Source organism: Niabella drilacis, assembly GCF_900101395.1.
Taxonomy (GTDB): Bacteria; Bacteroidota; Bacteroidia; order Chitinophagales; family Chitinophagaceae; genus Niabella; species Niabella drilacis.
Window position 1 is genome coordinate 1 of sequence record NZ_FMZO01000029.1, and the last position, 23,639, is coordinate 23,639.

General features: G+C 47.9%; 16 protein-coding genes and 1 riboswitch. Of the genes, 8 read left to right on the forward strand and 8 right to left on the reverse strand.

Translation table 11 applies throughout. The features are described 5' to 3' along the window. Nucleotides 1-423: 423 nt before the first annotated feature. From BLS44_RS25075 to BLS44_RS25090, 4 genes are all read left to right on the forward strand, one after another. Entirely contained in the window at nt 424-1,701 is a 1,278-nt protein-coding gene (locus BLS44_RS25075) for a DUF3472 domain-containing protein (protein WP_090393532.1), read from the forward strand. Between the two features lie 139 nt (nt 1,702-1,840). Then, nucleotides 1,841-1,939: riboswitch (SAM riboswitch) on the forward strand. Between the two features lie 305 nt (nt 1,940-2,244). Next, nucleotides 2,245-5,418, forward strand: coding sequence for a SusC/RagA family TonB-linked outer membrane protein (locus BLS44_RS25080; protein ID WP_176954553.1), 3,174 nt, complete (start codon nt 2,245-2,247; stop codon nt 5,416-5,418). Nucleotides 5,419-5,429: 11 nt separating this feature from the next. Further along, the gene (locus BLS44_RS25085; protein WP_090393515.1) at nt 5,430-6,872 is read left to right on the forward strand and encodes a SusD/RagB family nutrient-binding outer membrane lipoprotein; all 1,443 of its coding nucleotides are present in this window, start codon (nt 5,430-5,432) and stop codon (nt 6,870-6,872) included. A gap of 154 nt (nt 6,873-7,026) precedes the next feature. Next, nucleotides 7,027-8,271 carry a peroxiredoxin family protein gene (locus tag BLS44_RS25090; RefSeq protein ID WP_090393516.1) on the forward strand — a complete coding sequence of 415 codons (1,245 nt, stop codon included), beginning with the start codon at nt 7,027-7,029 and terminating at the stop codon, nt 8,269-8,271. On the opposite strand, the gene BLS44_RS25095 is transcribed toward BLS44_RS25090, so the two are convergent. The 5 genes from BLS44_RS25095 to BLS44_RS25115 form a co-directional block, all read right to left on the reverse strand. After that, nucleotides 8,268-9,281, reverse strand: coding sequence for a zinc-binding alcohol dehydrogenase family protein (locus BLS44_RS25095; RefSeq protein ID WP_090393517.1), 1,014 nt, complete (start codon nt 9,279-9,281; stop codon nt 8,268-8,270). The genes BLS44_RS25090 and BLS44_RS25095 overlap by 4 nt on opposite strands. A 254-nt stretch (nt 9,282-9,535) precedes the next feature. Then, nucleotides 9,536-10,129, reverse strand: coding sequence for a KilA-N domain-containing protein (locus BLS44_RS25100; protein WP_245729429.1), 594 nt, complete (start codon nt 10,127-10,129; stop codon nt 9,536-9,538). Between the two features lie 209 nt (nt 10,130-10,338). After that, entirely contained in the window at nt 10,339-10,689 is a 351-nt protein-coding gene (locus BLS44_RS25105; RefSeq protein ID WP_218127817.1) for a helix-turn-helix domain-containing protein, read from the reverse strand. A gap of 130 nt (nt 10,690-10,819) precedes the next feature. Further along, nucleotides 10,820-11,839, reverse strand: a complete 1,020-nt coding sequence (locus tag BLS44_RS25110; protein ID WP_090393518.1) for an aldo/keto reductase — start codon at nt 11,837-11,839, stop codon at nt 10,820-10,822. 105 nt (nt 11,840-11,944) lie between these two features. Further along, nucleotides 11,945-12,982: a nucleoid-associated protein gene (locus BLS44_RS25115; RefSeq protein ID WP_090393519.1), complete on the reverse strand. Its 1,038-nt coding sequence runs from the start codon at nt 12,980-12,982 to the stop codon at nt 11,945-11,947. A gap of 335 nt (nt 12,983-13,317) precedes the next feature. On the opposite strand from BLS44_RS25115, the gene BLS44_RS25120 reads away from it, so the two are divergent. The 4 genes from BLS44_RS25120 to BLS44_RS25140 all read left to right on the forward strand — a co-directional run bounded on the left by BLS44_RS25120 (nt 13,318) and on the right by BLS44_RS25140 (nt 17,974). Next, on the forward strand, nt 13,318-15,237 hold the full coding sequence (locus tag BLS44_RS25120) for a peptide-N-glycosidase F-related protein (protein WP_090393520.1): 1,920 nt from the start codon (nt 13,318-13,320) through the stop codon (nt 15,235-15,237). 412 nt (nt 15,238-15,649) lie between these two features. After that, on the forward strand, nt 15,650-16,096 hold the full coding sequence (locus BLS44_RS25125; protein WP_090393521.1) for a styrene oxide isomerase: 447 nt from the start codon (nt 15,650-15,652) through the stop codon (nt 16,094-16,096). 178 nt (nt 16,097-16,274) lie between these two features. Next, on the forward strand, nt 16,275-16,706 hold the full coding sequence (locus BLS44_RS25130) for a hypothetical protein (RefSeq protein ID WP_090393522.1): 432 nt from the start codon (nt 16,275-16,277) through the stop codon (nt 16,704-16,706). 674 nt (nt 16,707-17,380) lie between these two features. Further along, nucleotides 17,381-17,974: a dihydrofolate reductase family protein gene (locus tag BLS44_RS25140; RefSeq protein WP_090393524.1), complete on the forward strand. Its 594-nt coding sequence runs from the start codon at nt 17,381-17,383 to the stop codon at nt 17,972-17,974. A gap of 672 nt (nt 17,975-18,646) precedes the next feature. On the opposite strand, the gene BLS44_RS25145 is transcribed toward BLS44_RS25140, so the two are convergent. The 3 genes from BLS44_RS25145 to BLS44_RS25150 all read right to left on the reverse strand — a co-directional run bounded on the left by BLS44_RS25145 (nt 18,647) and on the right by BLS44_RS25150 (nt 23,621). Beyond that, entirely contained in the window at nt 18,647-21,046 is a 2,400-nt protein-coding gene (locus BLS44_RS25145) for an alpha/beta hydrolase family protein (protein ID WP_090393525.1), read from the reverse strand. A gap of 90 nt (nt 21,047-21,136) precedes the next feature. Continuing rightward, nucleotides 21,137-21,271 carry a hypothetical protein gene (locus BLS44_RS27055; RefSeq protein WP_262492883.1) on the reverse strand — a complete coding sequence of 45 codons (135 nt, stop codon included), beginning with the start codon at nt 21,269-21,271 and terminating at the stop codon, nt 21,137-21,139. A gap of 148 nt (nt 21,272-21,419) precedes the next feature. Next, nucleotides 21,420-23,621: an alpha-galactosidase gene (locus tag BLS44_RS25150; protein ID WP_090393526.1), complete on the reverse strand. Its 2,202-nt coding sequence runs from the start codon at nt 23,619-23,621 to the stop codon at nt 21,420-21,422. Nucleotides 23,622-23,639: the final 18 nt, after the last annotated feature.

Consider the following 23,639-nt stretch of genomic DNA (forward strand, 5'->3'; position numbering starts at 1 on the left):
AAGTGCCTCGTGTTTATAGCAAGATATTAAGAGCCTGTTTAAAATTCATTCAATGGCTTTATTATGGCTGTTTTGGGCTGCAACTGCGTTAAATTTTTCGCCATAGTGGCCTACTATGCCTGCAAAATTTTCCTTGTTTCGCTCCAAAATAGCTTCATAATAAATTCCATCAATAAAATTTAAACAGGCTCTAAAGGGGAAACCCCGGCTCCTGTAGGAGCCGCGTAAAATTTCGGGCCCAACAAACACGCGGCTCCAAAAGAACCCGGGGGGATAAAACAGCAGATTACTATAAACACGCTGCTCCTCCGGAGCTGAACAATGCTGAAATTAGATGCGTTTGCCCGGTCCGATGCAATCGGTTGTGCAGCCGAATCACCGGGTTTCACAATATATTCGCATACACACAAAAAATTACGCTTTATGAACCGTTCCATAAAAGGATTGTTTGCAGGATTGCTGTTTTCTTCTGCTGTTATCAATGCCCAGACCGTAACCGTTCCTATGGGAGGGAACGCCTGGGCACAGGAAAGAACAGGAGATGGGCTGAGGATCCGCAATAACGGGGTTTCTAACTGGACGAAAACCGGTGACGGCTTTACGGCCTATATACGGGTAACACAGCCCGGCACCCTTAAACTGTGGCTGGAGACCGGTGCCGTTGACGGCAGTCCCCAAATAACAGTATCCCTGTTTGGACAGGCCCGTAAGGCAACCCTGAAAAACGGGGCTTCTTCTTTTTATATCGGGGAATGGAATATAAAAGACAGCGGCTATGTGCCTGTTATAGTAAAGGGTATCAAAAAAGAGGGCTGTTGTTTTCCCGATGTAACAGCATTAAAGCTGGAGGGGTCCGCCCTTACCGATAAAGCCAGTTATACAAAGAACAATGAAGGCAGCTTTTTTCATTGGGGAAGAAGAGGTCCTTCTGTACATATGGGTTACCAGCTACCCAAAGATGTGGATGCCGAGTGGTTCTATAATGAGGTAACGGTACCCACAGGAAATGATGTGATCGGTTCTTATTTTATGGCCAATGGTTTTGGAGAGGGCTATTTTGGAATGCAGGTAAACTCCGCAACCGAACGCCGCATCCTTTTTTCTGTATGGAGCCCTTACCAGACTGATGATCCAAAACAGATCCCGGAAGACCATAAGATCAAAATGCTGAAAAAAGGCGAAGGCGTTTACAATGGTGAGTTTGGCAATGAGGGCTCCGGCGGCCAAAGCATCCTGCGGTACAACTGGAAGGCTGCTACTACCTATAAGTTCCTGCTGCATGTAGTACCGGATGGCGACAGTCATACCATTTATACCGCTTATTTTTACGATGGGGCAAAGAACACCTGGCTGCTGGTGGCCAGCTTCCGGCGCCCCAAACTGGCTACCTACCTGAAACGACCCCATTCCTTCCTGGAGAATTTTAGTCCGGACCAGGGTAATATTGAGCGTAAAGTGTTTTTTGGAAACCAGTGGGTGCGCGATAGCAAGGGCAACTGGCACGAACTTACCAAAGCGCGTTTTACTGCTGATAATACGGCACGCGTAGGATATCGCAAAGATTACGCAGGTGGTGTAAAGGGGCAACAGTTCTACCTGAGGAATTGCGGTTTCTTTAATGATTATGTTCCTTACGATACGATGATCGAACGTCAGCCCACGGGCATAGCGCCACAAATCAATTTCAGCGCACTACCATAAGACCGCTACGACATTTTTGTAAAGCCATCGCTTAAAAACGGCGATGGCTTTTTTAAAAAACGAATAGTCTACCTGTTTTGTAGAAATTTATTTTGCTGCTAATGGTTTAGCTACTACCTTTGCTTTGTCTTAAGCAGACAACTTATCAAGAAAGACTGAGGGAAATGGCCCTGGGACGTCTTAGCAACCACCAGCATAGGAGCGGTGCTACATCCATCCAAAAAAGGAAAGATAAGTGGTCGTCAATGTTTCTGCATTGTCTTTATCCACGATTTTCTTTCCATAACTAATTTTTTAAACGGCAATTTTTGAACATGAACACAAAAATGCAATCGTCGGGGTATGGCCATGCGTCTCCCAATTGCCGGCAGAAGAACTGTCGTAACATACAAACAGGGCAACCCGCTGCCATGATGATGGCATGTTGTTGCTGCTGCTGATCTTCATTCCTTTTTCATTTTAGTTTCAAATAACGGCCGGGAGCCGGAGGACCCCCTATGCCCCGGCCGTAGCCATCCGAATATTTTAAAACAAAACGCAACGATGAACCAATTTCTAAGACAGATGATTTATGCAGTACTGCTTCTTTTCCCGTTATTGGGTACTGCACAATCGGCAACCATTACGGGAAGGGTACAGGAACAACTGTCCGGCAGCCCTTTGGCAGGGGTAACGGTAGAGGTTTCAGGAACCAACCGCCGCACGCTTACCGACGAACAGGGACGTTTTTCGATAGCGGCCGGACCGCATGCGATCCTGCTATTTTCTTATGTGGGATATGCCAACCGCCAGGTAAATACCGATACCATACAGGGGAACCTGCTGGTACCGCTGCAAAGCTCCAATACAGCGCTTGATGAAGTAGTGGTAACCGCGCTGGGTGTAACCAAAGCAAAAAAATCCCTGGGATATGCCACACAGGAGTTAAAGGCAAAGGATATTTCCGAGGCAAAAGAAACCAATATTGTAAATGCCCTGGCGGGAAAGATCGCCGGGGTACGTATTACCAATACGCAAGGCGATATGGGATCCTCGCGGATCGTGATACGGGGTGAAACCTCTATCGCCGGGAATAACCAGCCGCTTTTTGTAGTGGACGGGATCCCGGTAGATAACTCACAGCTGGGTGCCGGAGGCTCGCGGGATTTCCGCAATGCGATTGCGGATCTGAACCCGGAAGATATTGAGACCATCAGCGTACTGAAGGGGCCCAATGCCGCGGCGCTTTATGGTTCGCGCGCAGCACAGGGCGTGATATTGATCAAAACAAAAACCGGCCGGGGTAAAAAAGGGTTGGGGATTACCTTAAATTCCAACGTGAATATTGCCAGCCTGCTGATCCTGCCGGAGTATCAGAATGTTTTCGGACAGGGCTCCGAAGCTAAGTTCAGCTATGTGGATGGCAAGGGGAGCGGGGATAATGATGGAGTGGATGAAAGCTGGGGCCCAAAGATGGATGGACGGCTCATTCCCCAGTTCTATTCCAATGGAGAGCCGGTACCCTTTGTACCGCATCCCAACAATGTGCGCGACTATTTCCGGAACGGTGTTACCTATAGTAACGGTATCGCCCTGGCAAATGCCGGAGATAACTATGACTACCGTATTTCTTATAACAACGAAAAGCAGCTGGGGGTGGTGCCCAATAGTGAAGCCAGGAAAAACAACCTGTCTTTTAATGCCAGCTACAATGTAACACCCAAATTAAAAGTAGGCGTAAATGCCAATTATATTGTGAATAACGCGCCCAACCTGCCGGGGGCCGGTGGTAAACGGGCTACCAGTACCATGCTTCAGTTTACCTGGTTTGGCCGGCAGGTAGATATCGGCCGGCTAAAGAACTATAAGGACGCCAACGGCAACGGCATCAACTGGAACAACAGTTATTACAGCAACCCGTACTGGATCGCCTATGAGAACACGGTAAGCCAGCGGCGCAACCGGATCATCGGGAACGTGAATGTCAACTATGCCATTCTCGACGGACTGAGCGCCAACTTCCGTACCGGTACCGATTATTATAACGACCGCCGTAAACTCCGGGTGGCCTATGGTACCAACGGTACACCTTTTGGCTCTTACGAAGAAGATGCGTATGGAGTAAATGAAAATAATACAGAGGCCACGCTCCGTTATAATAAAAACATCAACAGCAATTTTAGCCTTGATGCCCTGGGTGGATGGAACCTGCGTACAAAGATCTATGAGGAAAATATACAACAGGCGCCCCGCCTGGCAGTGCCGGATGTATATACCCTGGCCAATTCAAGGGATCCGCTGGTATCCAATAATTTTTATTCCAGGTCAAAGATCTATAGTGCCTTTGCTTCGGCGCAGGTAGGATATAAGAATATTGCCTTTATTAACTTAACCGCCCGTAACGACTGGTCTTCCTCGCTGCCGGAACAGAACCTGTCCTATTTTTATCCTTCGGTAAATGCCAGCCTGATCCTGTCTGATGCGTTGAACATAAGCAGCAATACGCTGAATTTTCTGAAACTGAGAGGCGGATGGTCAAAAGTGGGCAGCTCCGCAGACCCCTACCAGCTGATCAATATCTTTAATTTTAACGCACCATTCCTGGGCAATCCGCAGCTGATCACTTCAACAATTGATCTGAACCCTGAGCTCAGATCGGAAACAACCAATTCGGCAGAGGCCGGGTTGGAAGCGGCGTTCTTTAACAACCGGGTACGGCTGGATCTGAGTGTATACAATACCAATAGCATTGACCAGATCTTAAAAGTGGATGTAACGGCCGCAACCGGCTATAATCAAAAACTGATGAATGCCGGTAAGATCAACAATAAAGGCATTGAAGTGCAGCTGGGCCTGATCCCTGTAAAGGGCAGTGATTTTCAATGGAACGTAGACCTGAATTATGCGGCCAACCGGAGCCGTGTACGGATACTGGATTATGAACAACGGCTGCAGAATTATGTGCTGGGGTCTTACCGCAGCGTACAGGTGCTTGCTTCTGTAGGAAAACCCTATGGTACCCTGTTTGGAAATGCATACCTGCGGGATGCACAGGGCAATATTGTTGTAAACAACAGCGGTATTCCGCTGGCGGACCCCAACAAGAAAGTACTGGGTAAATTTACGCCGGACTGGGTGGGCGGTATCAGCAACAGTCTTACCTATAAGAATTTCAGTTTTTCCTTCCTGGTAGATGCCAGCATCGGCGGATCCCTGTTTGCCGGCACCAACTCCACCGGCAGCTATACCGGTGTATTGGCGCTTACCCTTCCGGGCCGGGATGCAGAGCTCGGCGGGCTTAGTTATTACTATCCCGATAATAAAAAGATCAATGGTACCAGGGCCGGCACCAGCGGCCCCAACGGGGAAACCGTGTATGATGATGGTATGATCTTTAACGGGGTTACCGCCGGTGGTCAGGAGAATACCACCATTATCCCGGCCTCCCAGTATTACAAAGCCGCCCGGAGCATTGAAGAGGCATATGTATACGATGCCTCCTATGTAAAGTTAAGAGAAGTGAAGCTGGGGTATACCCTGCCACAGCAGTGGATCCGGAAGATCGGTTTTCAGGGGGCTTCCTTTTCGGTAGTGGGCCGTAACCTTTGGATCATTCATAAAAAAGTACCCAATATCGATCCGGAAGTGGCTTTCAGCACCGGCAATGCGCAGGGACTGGAAGACCTGACGCTTCCAACCGTCCGGAACATCGGATTCAACCTGAACCTTAAATTTTAAAACCGGCAGCTATGTTTAAGAATATCATTACACTATTTATTATTTTAATTACGCTTTTCGTTACCGCCTGCAAAAAGAACCTGGCGGAGATCAACCGGAACCCCAATGCAGTGGAGGATCCGCAGCCGGATTATCTTTTAACGGCGGCAGAAAAAACGGCTGCGGATAATTACTGGGGTGCCGATAATAATTTTAATTCCAGTTTGCTGCTCATCCAGCACTGGGCCAAGATCCAGTATACAGAACCCGACCGGTATATCTTCAGTAACAGCAGCTTTACCTCACTGTGGAACACCGGCTATGCGCAGGTAATCACCAACCTCAATACGATTATCCGGTTCCCTGACGAAAAAGCCAATAAGAATTATAAGGCGGTAGCAACGATTTTGAGGTCCTGGACCTTTCAGCTGCTGACCGATGCGTATGGAGCTATTCCCTATAAGGAGTCCGGAAAAATAAAGGAAACCCTTACCCCGGTATATGATTCGCAAAAGGAGGTATACTTTGGGTTGCTGGATGAGCTAAAAACCGCTGCAGATGCATTGGATCCCGCTGCCGGCAGCATTTCCGGGGATGTTTTGTTTGGCGGTAGCCTGGACGGCTGGAAAAAATTTGCGCGGGCGCTCCGGTTGCGCATCGCCCTGCGTATTGCCGACCGGGAACCGGAAAAAGCCCGGGAAGTGATCAGTGAAGTAACGGCCAGTCTCTCTCTGCTGATCGCCGGTAACGGGGAAGCGGCCAGATTGGTCTATGATAAACCTCCGTTGCAAAACCCCATGGCCGCCTGGTTTTCAACCCGGGACGATTACCGGGTGGGCAAAACCATTATCGATAAATTATATGCGCTGAACGATCCCCGGCTGGCGGTATTTGCTGATAAACCTGCCGATCTTTCGGTTACCAATTACGTAGGTGTGCCCAGCGGGCTCACCAATAGTGACGCCAACAACCTGGGATTTTCAAAAACATCAAAACCGGATTCGGTATTTTTCCGCTCGGATGCCAATCCTGCCATGATCCTGAGTTATCCGGAAGTGCTGTTTAACCTGGCTGAGGCTGCTGCGCGGGGATTGTATAACGGTAACGCTGCAGACCTGTACAAACAGGCGGTAACCGCTTCCTTGCAGCAATACCAGATCGCCGATAATACGGTGATCAGTACATACCTCAATCAGCCTGCGGTGGCCTACAACCCCGCAAACTATAAAAAGTCCATTGGCGAGCAAAAATGGATCGCACTTTATGGACAGGGACTGGAAGCTTTTGCAGAGTGGCGCCGGCTGGATTATCCGCAACTGGCACCGGGAGCATCTGGGGTACTGGATGGAAAGATACCGGTGCGGTTTATTTATCCCGGCACGGAGCAATCGCTCAATGGCGCTAATTATAAAGCCGCAGTGGCGGCCCAGGGTACAGATAACCTGCTTACAAAGTTGTGGTTTGATGTAAACTGATCATCTGGTAGCTGTTTCGTTGCCTGAACTTTTAGGTTCAACCAAATAACAGGCAACATTGTTTTAATATCGACAGATTGGGGCCGGGCAGAACAAAAAAAGGAAATTTTTAGCCGGTCTTCACCAGCTTCGCTTTAATATAAAAGAATTATAAATGCATAAAATATACCGATACACCCTTCTCCTATTCATTCTGGCGGCACCGGTGTCAAGCCAGGCTCAAGGGATAAAGCCTGGCATCTGGCAGGGGGTACTACAGCGACCGGATGGGCAAAAGATCATCTTTAATTTTGAATCGGCTACACTCAAAGGCAAGCCGGTGTGGTATGTGATCAATGCGGGGGAACGCCTGCTGGTAGATGCCATCCGGCAGCGGGGCGATTCGCTCTGGATCCGGATGCCCTTTTTTGCCTCGGGTTTTGCATTGCAGGTGCAAAAGAACGGAAACCTGAAAGGCCTGTATATAAAAAATTATGGCGTACGGAAGGAGGAGATCCCGTTTTACGCCGCGCACAATGTAACCGAGCGGTATCCCCGCACCCAACCGCCGGCGGCGGATATCAGCGGGCGATGGGCGGCAACCTTCAATTCCGGCAATGGAAAGACCCAGCAGGCCATCGGTGAATTTGTGCAGGAAGCTGGTGGCCGGGTCACCGGCACCTTTCTCACTCCTTCGGGAGACTACCGTTACCTGGAAGGATCCGTTAGCGGTGATTCTTTACACCTTTCCGGCTTTGACGGCGGACATGCATTTGTGTTCACGGCATTATTGAATGATAAAGACAGCATCAGCAAAGCAGCGGTGTACTCCGGGCTAAAAGCCACACAAAGCTGGACAGCCCGGCGAAACGATACGGTGCAGCTTCCGGACGAAAATACCTATACCAAATTAAGGGAAGGCGAGAGCCGGCTGAATTTCCGGTTCCGGTCCACCTCCGGTGAATGGGTATCCATTGATGATCCCCGGTATAAAAATAAAGTGGTGATTGTACAGATCCTGGGCTCCTGGTGCCCCAATTGTATGGATGAAACCGCGTACCTGAGCGATTTTTATGCCCGTAATAAGGCCCGGGGAGTGGAGATCATCGGGCTGGCCTATGAGCGTACGGGGGATTTTGAAGCATCGCGCAAAGCACTCATCCCTTTTCAGAAGCGATACAATGTTAAATATCCGTTCCTGGTAACGGGCGTAGCGGTCTCCGACGAGCAACGGACAGAAAAAACGCTGCCCCAGCTGGAAAGTATTAAGGCTTTTCCTACCTCTATTGTGATTGATAAAAAAGGAAATGTGCGGAAAGTCCATTCCGGGTTTAACGGACCGGGCACCGGGAAACATTATGAGGAATTCAAAAAGGAATTCGAATCCTTTATCGATGGGCTGCTGAACGAACCGTCTTAAAAATGCACCATGGCTTTGATGACGCCCGTGGCGGGATTGAGCCAGCTTTCAAATTGTGCGGGCACTTCATCAAAAGCAACGGTATGGGTGATATAGGTCTGCGGCCGGATGCTGCCTTCTTTCATGGACCGTATCACGTGCTCAAAATCTTCTCTTACGGCATTGCGGCTGCTCATTAAGGTGCTTTCCCGTTTATGAAATTCCGGGTGGCTGAACGAAAAGGCTTCTTTCTGCAAGCCGATCAACACATAACGGCCGCCGTGCGCCAGGTATTGAATACCGCTGTTGATCGCCCGAAGGTTGCCGGTGGCGTCGATAACTACTGTTGGGAAATCTCCGTTGGTGATCGCTTTTACCTGCTCAACCGCATCTGCATCCGTTCCATTCACAACCGCATGCACCCCCAGTTTTTCTTTACAAAAACGCAGCCGGTCTGTATTAATATCCAGGGCAATTACATGCGCACCCGCGATACGGGCCAGTTCCATAGTGCCTAATCCAATAGGGCCGGCGCCGGTTACCAGTACATATTCCCCCGGTTGCACAGCTGCGCGGCGTACACCGTGGGCGCCAATGGCCAGGGGTTCTACCAGTGCGAGCTCATCTGCATTAAGACCCTGGCCGTGCAGCAGGCTGCCGGCCGGTACAGCGATCTCCTCCCGCATGCCGCCATCGATATGTACGCCAAATACGTTGATGTCTGTACAGCAATTGGGTTTGCCCATCCGGCAGGCAATACAGGTGCCACAACTGAAATAGGGCATAATGGTGACCCGTTCACCCGGCTCAAACCCTTCGGCCCCGCCGGTATCGATCAGTTCACCAGACAGCTCATGCCCCAGGATGCGGGGATAGCTGAAAAATGGCTGGGTTCCCTCAAAGGCGTGGAGATCCGTACCACAGATACCCACCCGCCTGAGGCGTATACGGGCCATGCCGGTGCCGGCTTCCGGAAGGGCATCTTCACGGAAGGCAAAATGGCCGGGGGCAGTGCAAACAAGCGTTTTCATGTTGCAAAATTAATTGCTATTTCGACAATTGATAACATTGCATCAAACTTGTTTCAACTTTTTGTAACAGCATATATACGTCGCTCCTATGGGGCGATATATCGAAGAGCGGGCCGTGTGAGGGCTTTGCCGTTGCAGTGGCATCCTTTTGTGTAGCCCTTCGACAAGCTCAAAATGGGGCTGGGCGCAACAAAATATACAGCGGAAAGCCCTAAAAATTTATTTTGATTCCAGCAACTTTCTCAACCTTGTCATCATTTCAGCCTTTTTATTGCTTTACTTTCAATTAATGATTTCATCTGCATTATAGCCACCCGGTTTAGTTGAAGCAGTCTTTCACTTTGTGATAATCCTTGTTCTATAAGCAAAGCGTTGATGCTTTCCATATTACTCAAAACTACCAGCTGCTCCAACGTTGCGTAGTCCCTTATGTTCCCGGTTCTGCTGGGGTTACCGTCCCGCCACTCTTTAGCCGTAATGCCAAAAAGGGCTACGTTTAGTAAGTCGGCCTCGTTGGCATACACAAAACCTGCTTGTTGTCTGGTAATTTCTTTCGGAATTAAACTTTCCTTTATGGCGTCTGTATGAATGTGGTAATTGATCTTGGATATGGTACGCTGTAGGCTCCATTCTAAATTTAAGCGATTGTTTTCATCATCTTTCAGGCGTTGAAACTCCTTTATAAGATAAAATTTAAACTCTGCACTCAACCATGTAGCAAACTCGAATGTAATATCTTTATGAGCAAACGTACCTCCATATCTCCCTGTTTTTGAAATAATTCCTACGGCATTTGTACTTTCGATCCAGCGTTTGGGCGTTAAGGAAAAACTGTTAGAACCGGACATATTTTTAATTCCATCGAATTCGATGGAATTAAAACCAGGATTATGAAATGTTTCCTATAAACCTATAAATTCAATGGTACTTCGGTTTCGCATCCAGTTTTGAAGAATATAATCGCTTCTTTCGGTATCCCGATATCGCGCTATGTCGGTAAGGGAAATGAAATCATTATTATTGTCTTCATACAAAACAATGTCAAGACCCTGAACATTTATTTTCTTATTTTTTCTTCGTGTAATTGGATAATCTTTTCAACAGGATTATAGTTGTTAACAATTACGCCTGTTGCACTATCATTGAATGTACTTGCAATAATATTAATCGCCTGTTCCTCATCAAAATTCTGAAAAGCCTCCGCAGGTATTTTTAAGGCAGCGGATATCTGTTGGAGCAGGGGCGCGTCTATGGTTTCTTTGGTTTCCAGTATGAATATTTTCTTCTGGTTCCAATCATCGCCTAACTCAAAAGCCAGGGCATCCTGTTTTATACCCAGCATTTCGCGAAAGCGCTTTACGTTGCGGCCGGGATGTATTTTTTTGTCCATAGCATCTGTATTTGTCATAGGTTCAAATTTAAGCGTTAATAAGGAATGGTGTTTCACTTATAAAAATACGTAAAATACAGCGGTTAAAAACAGATACTTCTGGTATTTTACAGCATTTATCGGGTGCTCACCTGCTACTATTCATAGTTTACAAATACGGATAATCTTCAGCGATCAACCCGTCTTCTTTTAACCGGTTCCAGAAATCAACCGGGATCTCGATATGTCCCATTTCTACATTTTTCCGCACACGGGCCGGGTTACTGCTGTTCAGGGCAATACTTTTTACCCCCGGCACATGCAAACCGAAATAAATGGCGGCGGCGGCGGGGTCGATCTCAAACTCACGGCAGATCTCGTAATACCGGTCGCGCCACTGGTAATAATGCGCGTGTTCCGGGTTGTTGCGATCCAGCAGGATATAATTAAAGTAGTCGCTGCCCATCAGGAAGCCGCCGTGGAACACCGCGGAGTTGATGATCGTAATGCCCTGCCGGAACAGGCTGTCCATAAAGGCGATCAGGTCCTTGGGGTGATGGTATACTGTAAAACTGTTGGCGATCATTACCCAATCCAGTTTTACATCCCGGGCAATTTTTTCAATAGCCCTCCAGTCTTTGGCCCCGATGCCGATGCCGGCCACCTCGCCTTTCTCTTTTAACTCCGTAAGTGCCCGGTAGGCACCCAGGATATCGTTGTATCGTTTCTGGTAATCGGCTTCATCCGCAGCAGCGGCCAGGTATTCGTCCGGGTCGTGTACGGAAACCAATTGTGGTATATAACCGCCCAGTAATTCATTTCCCTGCCGGAAACATTCCAAAATACCCTCGTAGCTGATCTTTTGTTCCGCATCGTTTTTCAGGCCATGCCAGATCCCTTTTTCAAAAGTAGGCTCGGGTGTTGTCAGAGGTTTTTGTACCCAGGCCAGTTTATTGCTGATCAGTACTTCGTTCCTGGCAACGCCCAGGTCCCGGAGGCATTTTCCCAACTCTTCCAGGGCCAGGCCGGCGCCGTATTTCCCCGCAGAGTCAAACAGGGGCGTGTCCCCCGCAGGCGTGGCGGCAATATATTCTTTTACAATAGCCAGCTTTTCATCATAAGGCAGTTCCCTGTACAGGTTCCCGAGCAGGCTGGTACCGGAACAAACAACGGGTAATTTTATTTGCATCCTTCAAAATTATCTGAAATAGAGAATATTAATTATTCTATATTGACTGATTTCTATATTTTATTAACTGTTTTAACATCTTTTGAGCGAATGGGGCATTCCCGCTTATTCTTCATTGTGGAAATATAATTTGTAGAACCGTCCTTTGTCATCTTCCCCGTGCTCGATCATGTTCCGGTCGCCATGGATATAGATATGAAAATTCTTATCCAGTTTGATGATGCTTTTATACGACCGGTTCTGCCGCTTTACCGCCGCAGGGGAGATGGAGAAATTATCGGCGATCTCAATATCCCGCTCGGCGGAATAGTGCTGTTTGTACTTGTCAAAACTTTCCACATATTCCTTGTGGTGCAATACCTCGTTATTAAAGGTTTCCTGGTCGAAATGCTGCTTTTCCTTAAAGAAATTAAGGCTCCGGTTCAGCAGGTCCGCCTGATCGGCCTTGGTTACGTTGTATTGTTCCGGTAAATGGTCTACTACATATGATTTGTACAGGGCCATGGTACTTTCTGTATTAAAATACTGATCCTGGCGCTGCTGGATCCGCAGAAAGCTATCGGTCCAGTAACGGGCTTCCGGCGATTTGTTCTTGGTATCCACAATAGATATGATATAGCCATTTTCCTTGTCGGTATTAAAGATCATACAGCCCTTATCCAGCTTGTTGATGTTGATGCCTTCCTCGCTTTCCACTTCAAAAGCATCTTCCACGGGGAGTACTTTTAAAAAAGGCTCCTTATTCTCCGATTTGAACAGCCCGATGGCGTCCACTGTTTCGCCGTTCAGCAGGCCTTCTTTAAAATATACCACATAAAATTCCCCCCCTTTGATGCTGGGGTGGGTGCCCTGGTTGTACAGGTGCTGGGCCAGGTTTTTGGATTGGGCCAGGGTTTGTTCCGGCGTTTCAAAAATGGCCGAAACATAGTTCCAGGCTTCATTGGTACTGATATGCCCCTCGGCGTAAAACTGGAAATATTCTTCTGATTTAAACGGGTTCAGGAAATAGCGGGTCATCAGTTCCTTTACCTCCGGGTCTACCGCCAGCTCCTTTTTGGAGAGCGTCAGGTATTCGTCCTCCAACTGGTTGCCCACTTTATGTACGGCGATATGGGTGATCGCGGATCCTTCAAAATACTGCATGCTGCTGTTTTTAAAACGACCTGCAAAATAATACAAAACCCGGGAAACCGTCGTTGCAGCGATTGAACATTTTCAACCCCTGCTTGTACCAATTTGCGGGGTCGGAAATAATATACGGTGCAATGCAAGGGTATTCCCGGGTAATCCAGTCGGGCAGATACGCTCTGTCCTGTGTGCCGCGGGTACTAAACTACAGCCCTTTTTGTGTGTGGTGATGCCTTTTCAGCGGGATGGTTTGGCGATTATTGATGTTCATAATGGGCTGGTTAGAATAGTAGAAATATACAGAGAATATTATTCTAACTTCGGGCCCAAAATCATTTATCTACCGGCTTATGAAATTGAGATTGGTATTGTTCCTGCTGCTGGCTGCAGCTTCGTTGGTTACCGGGGCACAAAAGCCTGCGGTAAGTCATGTAATTACGCATAACCGCACAACGGTCATCTGTGATCCCTCCAGGGGGGAGAAAGCGTATCCCGCCTGGGGCGTATTCCCTAAAGAAAATGCACCGGTACGTAAAATAACCATGCATCTTACCCTGGGAAGCCCGGATAATTTGCTGACTGCGCATTGGGACTACCTCGATCATATTACGTTACGCCGGAAAGGAGGAGCGAAGGGCACAGAGCTGAATTACGAGCTGGGCAGGATGCTTACCCCCTATGGAAGTATCTATAACAAAGGCTGGAGCTGGAAATGGCAGGTAGATGTTACGGATTTTTCTCCCTGGCTGCGTGATAGCGTGGAGATCGTATACACACATTCCGGTTATGAAGGCAATACTGTGGGTTGGGCCCTGACCGTTGATTTTGAAATTGTATCCGGACCACCGGTTGTAACGCCCCTGGGTATGGTGCCGCTCTGGAACAAGGGGTATAAATATGGCGATCCAAAAGCAAAGATCGAAGACAGCCTGTTGCCGGTCAGCTATACATCAGCAGCAGGCTCCGCTATTAACCGCATCCGTATCCAGCATACCGGGCACGGGATGGACCGTCCGCGCGGGTGCAGTGAGTTTTGCAGCCGCTGGCGGGATCTGAAGCTGGATGGCAATATGATCGATCACCGCAATATGTGGAAGGATTGCGGCGGCAATCCGCTATATCCCCAGGGTGGTACATGGATCTACGACCGTGCTTACTGGTGCCCCGGTGATCTGCAGGAACCGGATGTGATCGATGTGTTTACAAAACCCGGCCGGCATGAAGTAGCACTGCAAATGGAACCCTATACAGCCACCGGTAATATACAGGCGGTTGAAAATATTTCGGCTTATTTATTTCAATATTCCGCGCCGCGGCAAAAGACAGATGTGGCAGTTGAAGCGATTATGGTTCCCAGCGATGAGCAACGTTTTTTCAGACTGAACCCGGCAAGCTTCAATCCGCGTGTATCCATTCGAAACCTGGGGGCCGATCCTTTGCGTTCACTCACCATCCTGTACGGGACAGAGGGCTTTGAAAAAAAGACGTTTCGCTGGAAGGGCTATCTTTCGTTTAATAAAACAGAAGAAATAGTACTGCCCGGGGAGATCGGGGAGAAAGACGGGGCCAATACCTTTAGCGTAATACTTGTGAATCCCAATGGAAAAAAAGATGCCTGGTCCGGTGATAATTCCCTTGAGGCAACTTTTACGGCCCCTGTAAAACTACCTTCGGAATTTGTACTGCAACTGCTCACCAATAACAAGCCGAAGGATAACAGGGTATTCCTGGTTAACAATAAACAGGACACCCTTTTCCAGAAAACACCGCGGCAGCTGGAGCCAGGAACGGTTTATACAGATACCATTCGTCTTACCGGGGGCAAATATTCCCTATATCTTACGGATACTGCGGGTGATGGACTGGAGTTTTGGGCGGAGCCGCGGAACGGTGATGGTTACCTGCGTTTGTTTGATATGAAGGGGAACCTGATCCATGCTTTTGAGAGCGACTGTGGCAACGGCGAAATGCTGAGCTTTAAGGCAGTACCGGGCTTTGTGCCGGATACTACGAAGGCAAAACATGCATTCTCCCTTTATCCCCGCTCTGTGACCGATCTGACACAGCTAAGTGTGGTATCCAATAAGCTGAGCAACATGACGGTTGTAATAACGGTAGATGGAGTGGTTTGGCAAAAGCATGAATACAAAGGCATAAAAAATACCCTGTTCAGTTATGATCTTACCCATATGCCGGCCGGCAGAATTGTAGTTGAAGCTTTCATGGATGGGGTAAGCTGTTTTAAGGGCCGGATCAATAAAAGGAAATAAGGATGGGATCGCAGGGGAAACGCATCTGAATTGGGTGAAAAGAGAGCCGGGAACATGTTCAGGTACTGTAAGCGCCCTGTGCTTACAGCAAGGTATTTCCCGGCTCCGCGTAAAACTGTCAAGGTCAAAGAAGCAGGCTGCTGCTTTTCCAGGGCCGATCCGTGCTGAAATCGAATGCGTTTGCCTGGATTGGATCGCCGTGTCTGCTTTATTTGTTGATGAGAAGCCTGATCTCCCGCCGACCTGCGCAAATTAAAGTGCGCCGGGAGTCGTTTTGTTTTGCCTGCCGGCGGACCTGCGGTAAGACCGGCACTCATTTGATGGAAAACTCTGTTAAACCGAAAAAACTTAAACACTTTGATGTTTGGAAAGACGAATATGTAAATTGACATCATCTAAAACTGGATCTCATATGGAAAATCAAGCTTCAACAAAACAATCCGGAAAACTCCTATTTCTTGGGCTATTATTATTTTTATTGGGACTTATTATTGGATTGTTTGTGCATAATATGGCGAACCCCCGTATGGCACTTTCTGCCCACCTGGAGGGGGTGATGAACGGGATCTTTTTAATGGTACTGGGATTGATCTGGAAACGGATCAGGCTTTCAAAAAAAGCGCTTGCCATAACCTTCTGGTTAGCGGTATATGGAACCTTCGCCAACCTCGCTGCGGTGATCATTGCGGCCGTTACCGGTTTTGGTAAAATGATGCCCCTGGCAGGGGGGCAGGAGGGACCGGCATTTTTGGACGGGGTCATTTCGTTTTTGCTGGTATCTCTTTCGCTGTGTATGGTGGCGGTTTGCATCCTTTCGTTAACCGGTGTTTACAGGCATATGAAGCAAGGGCATGAATAGAAAAAGAGACCCGGTTTTGTGGGTGATAACCCGGCATTTTAATTATGGGAAAACGACAAATTGTATTAGCAACATTTTTATGATTACGATGAAAGCAAAATCAATCAAATAATTTATGAACTTTACGACTTGACAACAGACGAGATAAAGTTGATAAAAAGCAAATGATTTTATAGCTATGTGTACAGTATCCGATAAATTAAAATTATGCACTTGCAAAACTGAAAATGTTGAACAATTGAAACATTCTTGGATTTTGTATAAATACCATAAGAGTGAAGTGATTTTGATGGGAGAACCTATGTTACCGCAAGAATACGAAATAGGTAAAGAAAATGAGGAATATAATAAAAAGAAGTTAGAAACATTACTCAACGAAAGGAACTGCTTTGATGTGGATTTGACAATAAACAACAAAGATATTTTGGAACTTAACTTTAGTTGCACATCAAAAGCAAATCCAGACAGAACGATACACTTAGTTTACGAATTTATATACAAAAAAGACAAGTGGACAGTCAGTGAATACGACCCCTTCAATACAGATAAATTGCAAAAACAACAAGGTAAAATTAAAACCTCGTTTACTAAATTTCAAACGAACGAATAAGCACAACACAGCCACCAACAAGCGGTTTTGAAAGAGAGCGGGTAAACGGCTTCGGGTCAAAGTTTTGTTTTTCAAAAATCACCTTGAAATCCCTTTTATAAAATCCTGATTTTGCAACATGTTTTAAGTGGCTTTCGATAATCGGCGCGACGGGTATTTTGTGGACAATCCTTGTTTATTCGACGCTATTCTATGCAGGAACACAGGCTTCGGTTTTGAACATATCGCAGAAATGCAATTAAACAGCCTGGTGAAAAACATCGGGTTCTATAAACTATCACACGGACAATATCCTGAAAGGTTGGAACAACTTCGGGAAGATGATCAACTGGCATCGATCCATGATGCCGCGCAGGGAATGAACACAAAGGGGCACTTATTATAATTATGAGAAAATCGGCAACAACTATTGACTTTTCTCATCCAGACAAGACGGAATACCCCATACAAAGGATGATTTATTTCCGCAAATAATCATTACAGACAGTAGTAAGATTGGGTTGATAAAACTCCGTTGAAAAACACAACAACGGACCGCAGTTGAGGGGCAGACCCAATCGTATTCCTCCCCCAAAATTGTCGTATTTGCACTGCAATAACAGGGGGCTTATTAGCGAGCTTTGTATCGTAAAAGATACTTTTAAAAACTTTAAACGCAACAGGAGGGCACTACTATGCGGAATATAATCGTTTCAGAAATGATTACACTGGATGGCGTGATGCAGGCGCCTGGCGGGCCGGAGGAAGATATCTCCGGAGGGTTCAAATATGGAGGCTGGACGGCGCCTTACGGAGATGAGGTGAGCGCTAAGATCCTGCAAAAACAGCTGGAACCTGCCGATTATCTTTTGGGACGGAAAACATTTGAGATCTGGGAAAACTACTGGCCGCACCATGGCGACTTTTGGCCGGGTATCAATGCCGGTACCAAATACGTCCTGTCTGCTACCCGGAAAAACTCGGATTGGAACCACTCGGTCTTTCTCGGCAATGTGGAAGAAATCAAAGCGCTCAAGGATACAGCCGGTCCTGACATCCAGGTTTGGGGCAGTAGCAAACTCGTGCAACTGCTGCTGAAACAGGACCTGGTAGATGTGCTTTGGCTCAAGATTTACCCGGTAATACTTGGCAGTGGGAAAAAGCTGTTTGAAGACGGCTCTATTCCTGCAGCGTTCCAATTAACCGAGAGTACCATTACGCCAGGTGGCGTGATCATTGCCAACTACAAACGGGCCGGGGAGGTTAAGACGGGTACGGCTGGCGGGTAAATCGCGGATGAGGATATGCATTCTCCCGGATGGATTTCTGTTTTCCGGCCCGGCAGTGCATGAAAAATATCTAAATGGCTTATAGCGCCTGGAAGCGGTAATAAACACTTAAAAACAGGCCGATTGCGTATATTTAAGGAGTTGTATTGCATACGATGACTCTTAATGATATTTTCCAGACATATAGTTTAAGCGCGTCCGATATAGACAGACTTAGCAAGGAAGCCCGGGATACTTCCATTGACTGCGGCAGAAAAGGTGTAAACGGGCAACTGTCTTCCGGCACATGGAACCTGTTTGATGAAATTTCGGACAAGGTCTGGTACTCATCAATGGCCAACGCTCAAAAGATCCTTTTGGGATTTCAGCTGTATGAAATATTTCCAGGCTATTATCATTTCTTAACGCCATTTTATCATGGTATAAAAAATAAAGAGATTGCAAACCCCGGTGAAAAAGAAATGATCTGGAAGCGCTTCATGAAATATTTAGCATCAGAGAGCTATTACGCGGACCCAGTCGGCTACTTTTTGTGGGTGGAGTTTTTTGAAGATGAAACGACCGTAAGGGATACATGGCAGGGATTGGTTAATAACTATGCCAGCAAAAAATCGTTGCTGTGCTTGCTGGGGCATGCCGGTCCCGTACCGTTTGATTTAAAAGAACAAAAAATTATTCCCCCCTTTTTACATACTTCTCTAACCACTGGTATTCCTCCCAAAGCAGGTGCAGAAGGTTTTCCCTGGCTGCATAGCCATGCGATTCAAAAGGAAGTTGTACAAAGCGCACCGTACCGCCATGGCCCTTGATGGCGTTGAACAGCCGTTCGCTTTGAACGGGGAACGTACCGGGGTTGTTATCCGCCTCTCCGTGGATAAGCAACAGCGGCGTTTTTATTTTATCTGCGTAACTAAAGGGGCTCATACGATTGTATACCTGTGGAGCCTGCCAGTAAGTACGCTCTTCGTTCTGAAACCCAAAGGGGGTAAGGGTCCTGTTATAGGCTCCGCTGCGGGCAATACCTGCTTTAAACAGGCTGGTATGGGCCAGCAGGTTGGCTGTCATAAACGCGCCATAGCTATGACCCGCAACGGCTACGCGGGTGCTGTCGCCAATGCCCATGGAGGCAATTTTGTCAATGGCCGCCCTGGCGTTCCACTCCAGCTGCTCTACAAAATTATCGTTGGGGTAGTTGCTGCCTTCGCCCACAATGGGAAACTCGGCATTGTCCATAACCGCATAACCTTCCAGCGCAAAGAATACAAAACTCCCGTAGTTGATCTGCGTAAAGGTGTTCTTACTGCCGCGTACCTGGGCGGCATCGGAAGCCTGTTTATACTCTCTGGGGTAGGCCACAATGATCACCGGGAGTTTGCCATCCTTTGCCGGATCATAGTTTTTTGAAACGTATACATTGGCGGTAAGCTGGATGCCATCCTTACGGGTATAGGTGACTTTTTCTTTTTTTAGATCGCGCAGCTCCGGTTGCGGGTCCGGGAAGCTGGTAAGGGGTGTTTCTTTTTTGCCGCTTATAATAAAATAGTTGGGCGGCTGGGCATTGCTCTGCCGGCTGGTTACAAAGGACAGCCCTTTTTGCTGCAACAGCAATTTAACCGGTACTTCATAATAGGGGTCCTTTGCCTGCCATAGCTTTTCCTTTTTTAAGGAAGTAAAATCGAAAGTGCCCACAAAAGGATAATCGCCTTTGGGGGAAGCTCCCTGTCCGCTCATGACGAATTTTGTTTTCTGGTAAATAAGCGGCACCTGTCGGCCAAATTCGTTTCTTACGGTGAATGGTGTACCGGGGTCATTATAAGCGTCGTTGGTGCTGCGGTCATCCAACGTGGTGAGCACTTTGGTTTGCAGATCCAGCCGCTGCCAGATGCGTTTTTGCAGGGCAAAAGAGCCCTGGGTTACCAGTGCCATATCCTTGTTTACAAAGCTCACATTGTACATGCGCATGGGCGTGGCTGCTACGGTTTGCGGAGTTGCAGTAAACGGAGCATCGAGGGTTACATACTGATCGTGATTGGGCACATTGTGTTTGATAAAGCCACTATCCAGCGGCTCGATCCAGCCCAGCGTGGCGGGTTTTGTGGCGATCCAGTTATGAGCACGCGGTGCGTTCAGTACATTATCAAAGCCGCTGGGTGCCAGCTCCGAAGAAGGGATCTTTGCAATGGTCTTCACCGGGTTGCCTTTGGCATCCCATACTTCAATAGCGGAGGCAAAGCCATAATAGGGCACCAGGTAGGAAAGGTCGCCTGTGAGGCGTTCTACCAGCAAGTAATTTTTATCAGGCGAAAGCTGGATGGATGCATACAGACCCGGCTTACCGACAGGGGTTTCCACACCATTGTTGTTGAGCATAGGTTGCGCTGTTGCAAAAAAGCGGAACAGGGCTTCATCGTATTTGTTTTTGATGAGGTCCTGGTAGGTGCGGGAGGCAGCCACCTTGCCCAGGTTTTGCTGGATAACCGGCCCATCCGGTGCGGCGGGTTTTTGAGGCAGGGCCGAAGGAGCGGCTGTGGTTGCCTGGTAGAACAACTGGTCATTGTCCCACCAGCTGAAATCATGGCCCGTAGCGGTATTGAGCGGTGTGCGGTTTATTTTAACTGCCTGCGCCGCCTTTATGTCCACGATATAAAGATCTATTGCTGTCCGTGTTTCCTGCAGAAAGGCCAGCTTATTGCCCGCGCGGTTCCAGGAAACGGAGGAGGCTCTTAATGGCTCCGGCAGCCCGCTGATGCCCACTTCTTTACCCGTGCTTACATTTTTTAACGTGAGGCCTGTGTAATAACTGCCCCTGCTGGGACTGAAATTGGCAGGGTTGATGCGCAGCCCGGCGATCCTCAGCTCCGGCTGTGCCAGGTCTTCTACGGTAGGACCGGTACTGCGCTGCATGAGCACCATCCACGAGCCGTCGTCGTTAAAACTGACACCGGGATTAAAGGTGGCGAGGAGCAGCTTTTCTATGAGAGCCGGTGGTTTTTGGTAACTGCTGCTTTCCTGGGCCGGCAAAGTGGTAACAAAAAAGAACAGCGCTAAAAGCGGCAACAGGCTTCGTTTCATTCTTTTGAAGATTTGGTATTCGAGCCGAAAATAGCAAAAAAAAACGGGGTCTGTTGCTTCAAAATTATGAGGATGGCTGTGGCGGAGGAACTAACGGAGCAGATCGAGTAAAACATAGATAAACAGTCCAACCGTAGCCACTGTGCCACAGATAAAAAAGCCGGCCAGGAATTCCATGTACCCGATTTTTTTGTGCTTTAGGGAGAGTTCATGTTTAAGGGACATATGCTTTTGTTTTGTTTCGGCTATAAAGTTCCGGTTGCGGGCAGACGTATTAAAGCGTAAAAACCCGTTTTTTTTATAGGGTTTTTACGGTAAGGGCGTCAGGTACCAGCCGTTCGCTTTTAGCTGGTAGCTGACTCTTAAGTGCTGTCTACAATGCCTCAATGCTCAGTACCACACTGGTGCGGCCCGATGTTACATTGGGATTGAATCCTACGGTCATCAGGAAATCGCCGCTATAGGTCTTGCTTTCGTCCAGCGTGGTCTTTTGCTTATCGTAGAGGTTGAGCTCTTTGATCCGGTATTTTTTTGCGGGATCAAGACCCTGTAGCTTAATGGGGTCAACATTAGCTTCACTGATATACCGGTTATTGGTAAGATAGTTGAACATGATGGCCCTGTTTCTGCCCTGATTTACAAACATGAGTGAAGCCAGGTCCTTTTCATAGGGACTGGCCAGGCGGTACAGGTCGCCATGCCACACAATATCCTTGAAGCCATCGTAGTTTTTAACGGCCTGCTGGCAGAAAGCACGGTCTTCCGGCTTAAGCTCATTGGCCCGGATGTCGAAGCCGAGTTTGCCCATGGATGCCACGTCTACCCGGTATTTCAGCGGTTGCTTACCCCAGTCGGTTACGTGATTGCACATGGAAATGGCGGGGTAATAGTAGGAATAGTTCCATTGAATGAATACACGCTCCAACGGATCTGTATCATCGCTGAGCCAGAATTCGGTAAAGTATTTCAGGGAACTGTAATCTGAGCGGCCGCCACCACCGGAGCAAAGCATCATCGGCACTTTCGGATATTTGGCCCGGATGCGCTGTAATACTTTCTCCAGGCCGCGGGTATATTCTACATATAAATGTGATTGCGGGATCTTATTTTGCTCAAGGTATTGGGAGTGCCCGTTAAAAATGGGAGCATTGCAATCCCATTTGATAAAGGCCAGATCGGGGTTCTTTTTAAATAAGCCGTCTACCACCCCAAATACAAAATCCTGTACCTGCGGGTTGGTAAGGTCCAGCACCAGTTGATTGCGGTAGTAGATCTCCGGGCGCTTTTCTTCCCGCAATACCCAATCCAGATGCTGTTCATAAAGTTCGCTTTTAGGATTGACCATTTCCGGTTCGATCCAGATACCGAATTTGATGCCCTGTTTGCCGGCCTCCTTCACCAGGTAGGGAAGTCCGTCGGGTAGTTTCTTTTTATTCTCCTGCCAATCGCCCAGCCCTGCTTTGTCTCCGTTCCTGGGGTATTTATTGCCAAACCAGCCATCGTCGAGCAGGAAGAGGTCTACCCCCAGGTCTTTGGCGCCGTTAAAAAGGCCTACCAGTTTTTCCTGGTCAAAATCAAAATAGGTGGCTTCCCAGTTGTTCAGCAGGGTAAGCCTTCGGCCTTTTCCATCCAGTAACTGGTGGTTACGCAGCCATGCCTGCAGGTTGCGGCTCCCGGTACCGGTACCGGTAAAGGACAGTGTATAGGTGAACCGTGGTGTTTCAAAGGGTGTGCCGGGTTTGAGATCATAGGCCGACTGGTAGGGGTTGATTCCCGCTACCAGGTGCATTTTTTTATTGATGTCGGTCTCAAATTGTATAGAATAATTTCCGTTCCAGGCGATCTGGCCCAGCATGACGGTGCCGCTGGTTTCTGTGGCCGGGGCATCCAGGGCCAGCATGAAATTGGGCGATCCGATCAGGTTCTCGCGGGTGCCCAGCCGCGACTGGATGGTATGCATGCCCTGCTTCAGCTGTGTTTGCTCGGGCTGCATCTCTTTTGCCCAGTTGCCGTTATAGCTGGTGAGGTAATAGTCCCTGTTATAGAAATAAAGATTGGCTGAGGCGTATTTGTTAAGGGTTACTTTTCCTTTTTCCGTGTGCCGGATCACGCTCCATTGTTCAATGACATCTTCATCCTTCCAGGCTTTGAAAAACAGATCTACATAAAACGGGTAGACTGCATCTTTTAAAGTGATTTTTGTGAGCACGGCGCCGTCTTCACTGGTGAGGGTTTTATTCTCGTAGCGAAGATCGAGCGAGTTGTTGCCATCTGCATGTACTACAGCAATGGCTGGTTCGGAGAAATTGTTATCGATCCCCGCTACCGCAAAAGCGCTATTGTTGGAACTGCCGCCATCCCCGGTGAGGTGGTACATCCGGCCGGCTGCCGTGTACTCCTCCGGTTCCTGCAATTTTTTTCCGGTATGAATGATCCTTAGATGATTGTTTTTATCTGTTTGCAGTACCACGGCAACGTTTCCTGTTTCAACAGGAATGGTAATTTGTGCTGCAACGGATCCTGTAAGATCAATGATAAGGGCAAGGCCGGCTGTGAATAAGCGCAATTTTTTCATATGAACGAATTCTGTACT